Origin of the sequence: Anabaena sp. AL09 (assembly GCF_001672255.1) — a bacterium.
GTDB classification, from domain to species: Bacteria; Cyanobacteriota; Cyanobacteriia; order Cyanobacteriales; family Nostocaceae; genus Dolichospermum; species Dolichospermum lemmermannii.
The window spans coordinates 9,667-16,572 of record NZ_LJOQ01000082.1 but is presented as its reverse complement, the minus strand read 5'-3'; the positions used below and the strand labels follow the sequence as shown (position 1 = coordinate 16,572).

Sequence of the window (6,906 nt, the reverse complement as noted above, 5' to 3'; positions counted from 1 at the left end):
AAAAAAAATCAAAAGTAAGCGCAATTGCAATACCTGTCGTACTGGTAGTTGCCTTGAGCGTCTAGGAGGATAATTGACTATCCTTTTTAAGTAAGCAAGTCTTAAAGAATCTGCGTGTCTTTAGACCGCAGAGTGTCAACGTAACTTCATACTTATGGATATACAACAATTTGCTCAATTAATTATCAACGGTATTGCTGTAGGTAGCATTATCGCCCTAGCAGCAGTTGGACTGACCTTAACCTATGGGATTTTGCGGTTGTCTAATTTTGCCCACGGTGATTTTCTCACTTTGGGAGCTTATTTAACCCTCATGGTCAATGGTATGGGTCTAAATATTTGGCTGTCAATGATTGTGGCTACCGTGGGAACTGTGGGAGGAATGTTACTAGCAGAAAAGTTGCTGTGGTCAAAAATGCGGTCTATCCGTGCTAGTTCGACAACTCTGATTATTATCTCTATCGGTCTGGCTTTATTTCTCCGCAATGGGATTATTTTTCTCTGGGGAGGTAAAAACCAAAACTATAATTTGCCGGTTATCCCTGCTTTAGAATTTAAATTTGCGACTTTAAAAGTACCACAAGATGAATACTATAAGTTCCCAGTTATCCCTGCTTTAGAATCTGTGACTTTAAAAGTACCACAAAATCAATTATTGGTACTGGGATTAGCTATTTTGGCGATTTTATCGCTTCACTACTTGCTGCAAAATACTAAAATTGGGAAAGCAATGCGGGCAGTAGCTGATGATTTAGATTTAGCTAGAGTTTCTGGTATTAATGTTGATCGAGTAATTTTGTGGACTTGGGTAATTGCTGGGACATTTACTTCTTTAGGTGGCAGTATGTACGGGCTAATTACCGCCGTGCGTCCAAATATGGGTTGGTTTTTGATTTTACCTTTGTTTGCTTCAGTGATTTTAGGCGGAATTGGCAATCCTTACGGAGCGATCGCCGCAGCGTTTATTATTGGTATTGCCCAAGAAGTTAGCACCCCCTGGCTAGGTTCACAGTATAAGCAAGGTGTAGCCCTATTAATCATGATTTTGGTGCTGCTTATTCGCCCCAAGGGTTTATTTAAAGGCACGATCTAAGCAGCACCAGCCTACTTCTAACTAGTCAATGATGTGGAAGTAGTAAGCTGCTACTAAAAAGTTAATAGCCAAAAGTAGCAATGCCCAACCAGTACGGAAAACGTAGGAAGGTTTAGCAGCAGGTTTGCTCTTAGCAGTCATAAGCGGTTCTCCTCATTTAGTGACTTTTTAAGAAATAGCAAACTCACGCGCCAATTTTGCAAATTCTTTAAAAATGTTTTTGTAAGGAATCAGGAGTCAGGAGTCAGGAGTCAGGAGGAAGAAAGAAGGAAGAAGGAAGAAGTAAATAAAGAAATTTATATCCATGCTCCCCTACTCCCCCTACTCCCCCTACTCCCCCTACTCCCCCTACTCCCCCTACTCCCCCTACTCCCCTACCCCTATTCCTCTCCAGCGTGGTAGGAACTGCGAACCAGGGGACCAGAACGGACGTGATTAAATCCCATGTCTTTGGCTATATTGCCCAGTTCGGTAAATTCGGCTGGAGTCCAATATTTTTGGACGGGTAGATGTTCTAAAGAAGGACGCATATACTGGCCAATGGTGAGGCGATCGCATTTTACAGATCGTAAATCCGCCATTGTCTCAATTAATTCCTCTATTGTTTCTCCATGTCCCACCATCACACCTGACTTAGTGGGAATCTGATGATTCAATTCTTTAACTGTCGCTAATACAGCCAAGGAGCGGTCATATTTTGCCCCTCGGCGCACGGTTGGGGTTAACCTGCGGACTGTTTCAACATTATGGTTAAAACAAGCTGGTTGAGCCTGAATAATCATCGCTAGGCTGTGACGTTGAACTGCTGCACCCCCACTACCCCAAAAATCTGATGTCAGCACTTCAATTTGAGTTTCAGGGTTCAGGTGGCGGATAGTTTCCATTGTTTTGACAAAATGACCTGCTCCGCCGTCAGCTAAGTCATCACGAGCTACAGAAGTTAATACCACATACCGCAACCCTAAAAGTTGTACTGATTCTGCCACCTTTTGGGGTTCTTGTTCATCCAAAGCCATTGGGGCATGACCTTTATCTACTTGACAAAAAGCACAGGCGCGAGTGCAAGTTGGACCCATTAATAAAAAAGTTGCTGTTTTTTGGGCGTAGCATTCACCCCGATTTGGACAACGCCCTTCTTCACAAATTGTGTGAATTTGTCGCTGCTTAATGATACGTTGGACAGTAGAGATTTCACTAGCTTTGCCAAGAGGGCGACGCAACCAGCTAGGCATAGTCATAATTTCTGACTTGATATCAACTTGTTGTGGAGAATTCATAAGACCTCACGGTAGGTGGGAAACTCAGCGTCTTTAGACCTGAGAGGGGAGCGACGCGGGCGGTTTTAACCGCCGTGTCCTTCCTAATCTAGTTTGTATTCTCTAATCAGTCTTTGTGTAGCCGATGACTGAGATACCCCCCAGTTTGCGGCAATCTTTTCTAGCTTTGCCTTGTCTTCTTCCGACAAATAAATAACAGTACCTTTTTTCCTAGACATGATGACAATTGAATATTAGTATGCTATGATAATAATATCATAACATTGCAGCCCGAACAATGCCTAAAGTTCAGAAGTTCATGGGGGTACAACAGGTTTTGTTGTCTCCCGATCATGAGATGAAGGCAATTTTAGAATATCTTTGTCAACAGTCGGGTAAGCTCTATAACAGTGGTGTTTATTTTGCTAGACAAACATTTTTTAAAACTGGAAAACTTTTAACGGGTAAGTTTGATTTAGCTTATGAACCTTCAGTGGCTAAAACTATGATCGCTCAATCAATGCCATCTACACCGGCACAACAAACTTTATTGTCTGTGATTGAGGCTTTTAAATCTTTCAAAGGATTACGTTCTTTATTCCTTAACGGACAATTACCTTTTAAACCGAAAGCTCCCGGCTATCTAACAGGTTCTAAACTTTTCAAAGTTGCCTATCCTAATAGCGGTGGACAAAGACCAACTCTAATTAATGGACAACTTAGATTTTCGTTAGGACTAACTGTAAAAAGATGGTTTGGAATTTCTGAATTTTTCCTACCAATGCCGTTAAACATAGATATATCAAAGGTTAAAGAGTTCACCATCCTACCTAAGAACGGGGCTTTTTATCTGGAAATGTCTTATGAAGTCGAGAAGCAAAACCACGTTTTAGACATCAATCAAGCTCTGTCTATTGACTTGGGAACGGCTGATAATTTAGCTGCTTGTGTTGATACATTGGGTAATTCACTATTGATTGATGCCCGTGCGATGAAGGCAATGAATCAATTATGGAACAAGAAAGTATCTACCCGCAAGGACGGAAAACCGGAGGCTTATTGGGATAATTGGTTAGACCGTGTGACCCGTAAACGCAACCACCAAATGCGTGACGGCATTAATAAAGCTGCAAAACTAATTATTGATCATTGCTTAAAATACGGCATTGGTACATTAGTTATTGGCTGGAATGATGGGTTTAAATCTAACGCTAATATGGGGAGAATTAATAATCAAAAGTTTGTCCAAATGCCGTTAGGTAAACTCAAAACCCGGCTAATGCAACTTTGTGATTTACACGGTATTAGATTTCAAGAAACCGAAGAAGCATACACATCAAAAGCTAGTTTTCTAGATGGAGACTCCCTACCTAAGTTTGGTGAAAAACCAGACGGGTGGAAAGCATCTGGAAAGCGTGTTAAGCGTGGTTTGTACAAATCTGGTAATGGTTCATTAATAAATGCAGATTTAAATGGCGCGGCCAACATTCTGCAAAAAGTAGCCAGCAATTTAGGCATAGACCTAAGCTTACTGGGTAGGCGTTGTTTGACGAACGCAGCGAGAATTAGGGTTTGGGTTTTACCTAAATCTATTCTGTCAGTAGAATCTCAGTCCCTTTAGGGCTGAGAGTGTCAAACAACACTTGCATTTTGAGAATCTGTGTTAGAAAATACTCTTCCCCAATCTACATAAATTTTGGATATAGTGAGAGAATTCCTAAAAGCAGTCGGCAACCAGCCATCTAAACATAAAATTTTTAGGAGAGTAATCAGTTGTGGCAAGTAACAAAATTTTAGTTATTGACGACACTACCGTTGTCAGGGTAAAAGTACGGGAAATGTTACCTCCGGGTAATTTTGAGGTAATCGAAGCAAAGGATGGGTTGGAAGGATACAATCTAATGCGCCAGGAAAAAGTCAGCTTAATCATGCTGGATTTCCTACTGCCGAAAATGAGTGGTTGGGAGGTTTTCCAGAATATTCAAACTCAACCAGAGTTACGGAAAATTCCCTTGGTGATCATGTCAGGCCGCAAGGAAGAGGTAACGGAAAAATTTGTAGAACCATTTGAATATTTTGAATTTCTGGGTAAACCTTTTGATCAAAAGCAACTCATTGGGGCTATTAAGTCAGCAATGGTGAAGTCGAAAATTCCCCGTTCAGCCTTAAATACACCTCCAGTTAGTTCTGCAAATCAACAACTCGTTCCAGCCACTGCTGCTGCTAATGGTGTAGATTCATCTGCTGACATCAAATTACTAAATGATAAAATTGTCAAGATGCAAGGAGAAATTGACAACTTGAAAAAACAGCTTAATCAAGTGGTGACTTTCATTAAACAGGAAATTAAGTAGTTTTGTTTGTGGTAATAATTCTTGTCATCTGAAATACTTAGTCTTAATAACAAGAAATAGTTACCTCGAACTTGAAAAAGCTATTATCAGCATTGAGTTTAGGAGCGAGATACTCAGGATGAGATTTCGATCTGTATTCTTTGCGATCAGTTTTATCGCAAGCCTGTCATGGCACATTCAAAATACAACTCAACTTGCAAAAAACGATGAAAGCTCTGTTAAACCTGGACAAAATTATCTTATTTTTCGACAACGTTCTGCGACAACATCAAAACTGATTTATGTACAGAAAGTAGGGTTCGAGCCAAATTCTGCTATATTTGATTTTAGCTTAAAAAAGTAGAAGCCCCTCACCTGCCCGATAAAGAAATGAGAGGCTTCTAGCTTCTAAGTTAAACGATAGCAATGTAAGGATTGCCAATAATACCATCACCATTGGCATCTATGCCAAAATTAGTTTCTTGAGTGAAAGCTGCCGCAGAATTTAATCCAAATTGTCCTTCGGAAGAAACGCGATTCCAGCTATTATCCAAATGCCAAATATGCAAGTAGTTTCCAGCAGTATTTTTCCAGAGAACTTGGTTATCCCCATTCACAGTTTCCACTGCTAAAGTTTGCCATCCTGGATAGATATCTGGGAAGATTTGTTGTCCACCGTTTTTAATAGCAATTGGGGTATTTGTTCCGATTTGGGTAAAGTATTTGTTGGTGGCATCTTTGACTAGTTTGGTATTACCTGCTGATTCTATTGCGGTGTAACCACTGCCAATAATACCATCACCATTGGTATCTATGCCAAAGTTAGTTTCTTGAGTTAAAGCTTCTGCCGAATTTAATCCCCAATTTCCTTGAGAAGAAACCCAATTCCAGTTACTATCTAAACGCCAAATATGCAGATAGTTTCCAGGCACATTTTTCCACAGAACTTGGTTAACTCCATTGACCGTTTCTGCGGCTAAAGTTTGCCAACCAGTGTAGATATTTTGGTAGATTTGTTGTCCACCATTTTTAATAGCAGTTGGGGTATTTGTGCCGATTTGGGTAAAGTATTTGTTGGTGGTATCTTTGACTAATTTGGTATTACCTGCTGATTCTATTGTGGTGTAAGAGTCGGGTAAATCGCCAATATTAATTGTTAACTGTTTATCGTACAGGGCGCGTCCTTGGTCAATGGTTCGGACTCGAATACTGTAGCTATTCTTAGTTTCGTAGTCGAAGATAGCGTTGCTTTGCAGTTGGTTGTTTTGGATGGTGAAAAGAGCGTTATCGGTAGCACCTGCTCCATTTATGAGCCGATAGGTAAAGGTGTTTCCTTGGTCGGGGTCAATGGTGTTGAGAGTACCAACAGTTGTACCAATGGATTGATTTTCGTTAATTGTGTTGTTGGATAGAGTGATATTAGTTGGGATTTCATTAACATCAGTAATATTGATGGTTAATGGTTTCTCATAGAATAAGTTTCCTTGGTCTGTGGTGCGAACTCGAATAGTGTAGGTGTTGTTGTTTTCGTAGTCAAAAATGGCGTTGGTTTGCAGTTGGTTGTTTTGGATGGTAAACAGGTCGTTATCACTGTCTCCTGTACCTGCAACTAGGCTATAGGTAAAGGTGTTAAGTGCGTTGGGGTCAGTGCTGCTGAAGTTACCAACTAGGGAATTTAGGGCTGAATTTTCAGCAATGGTGTTTTTGGAAAGAGTAATATCCGTTGGGGCTTGATTGGCGACACTATTTTTATAGTTAAAGTAGCTGGCGGTTAGGCTTAATCCTGTACGATTTTGAAGGATAGCAATAAGTTCATCGGGTTCAGTTCCGGGTTTATCTAAATAGAGATTTGTATTAGAACCCGAAACTGTTAATAGATAGTCATTACTTGAACCACGAAGCTGAATGGTATCATCGGCGGTGGTAAAATCAGTTATTTCGGCGTAGTCATTAGTGCCAGCGAGTGTACTATTCCCGTCATCGTAACCAATCCAATCGTTATCACCAAGGATGAATTTATCGCTTCCGGTTCCTCCTGTTAGGGAGTCTATTTCTCCTCGTCCGGGGTTACTGTTGTTAGGGTTAACGCCAATAATGAGGTCATTACCTGCACCTCCATTAATGGTGTCACTACCTAAACCACCTGTGATATTGTCGTTGCCAATTCCTGTGGTGATATTATCATTTCCATCTCCTCCATCAATGGTATTATTACCATCTCCTC

General features: G+C 40.6%; 6 protein-coding genes. 3 read left to right on the top strand and 3 right to left on the bottom strand.

Annotation, left to right across the window (positions count from 1 at the left end):
* Positions 1-154 precede the first annotated feature (154 nt).
* Complete coding sequence (locus AN490_RS15690; RefSeq protein ID WP_300005206.1) at positions 155-1,093, top strand: branched-chain amino acid ABC transporter permease; 939 nt, start codon at positions 155-157, stop codon at positions 1,091-1,093.
* A gap of 21 nt (positions 1,094-1,114) precedes the next feature.
* Here the strand turns inward: AN490_RS15690 and AN490_RS15685 are convergent, their stop codons facing one another.
* Complete coding sequence (locus tag AN490_RS15685) at positions 1,115-1,234, bottom strand: photosystem I protein PsaX (protein ID WP_015081431.1); 120 nt, start codon at positions 1,232-1,234, stop codon at positions 1,115-1,117.
* A gap of 239 nt (positions 1,235-1,473) precedes the next feature.
* Positions 1,474-2,370 carry a lipoyl synthase gene (gene lipA / locus AN490_RS15680; RefSeq protein WP_300005201.1) on the bottom strand — a complete coding sequence of 299 codons (897 nt, stop codon included), beginning with the start codon at positions 2,368-2,370 and terminating at the stop codon, positions 1,474-1,476.
* Between the two features lie 298 nt (positions 2,371-2,668).
* Between lipA and AN490_RS15675 the strand changes: the two genes are divergently transcribed.
* Together AN490_RS15675 and AN490_RS15670 are read left to right on the top strand one after the other, a co-directional pair.
* On the top strand, positions 2,669-3,970 hold the full coding sequence (locus AN490_RS15675; RefSeq protein ID WP_168631948.1) for an RNA-guided endonuclease TnpB family protein: 1,302 nt from the start codon (positions 2,669-2,671) through the stop codon (positions 3,968-3,970).
* A gap of 154 nt (positions 3,971-4,124) precedes the next feature.
* A complete protein-coding gene (locus AN490_RS15670) occupies positions 4,125-4,703 on the top strand; it encodes a PleD family two-component system response regulator (protein ID WP_300005199.1) in 579 nt (192 codons plus the stop codon).
* Positions 4,704-5,095: 392 nt separating this feature from the next.
* Here AN490_RS15670 and AN490_RS15665 read toward each other — a convergent pair.
* On the bottom strand, positions 5,096-6,906 hold a 1,811-nt coding region (locus tag AN490_RS15665; RefSeq protein ID WP_300005196.1), incomplete at its 5' end, for a cadherin domain-containing protein.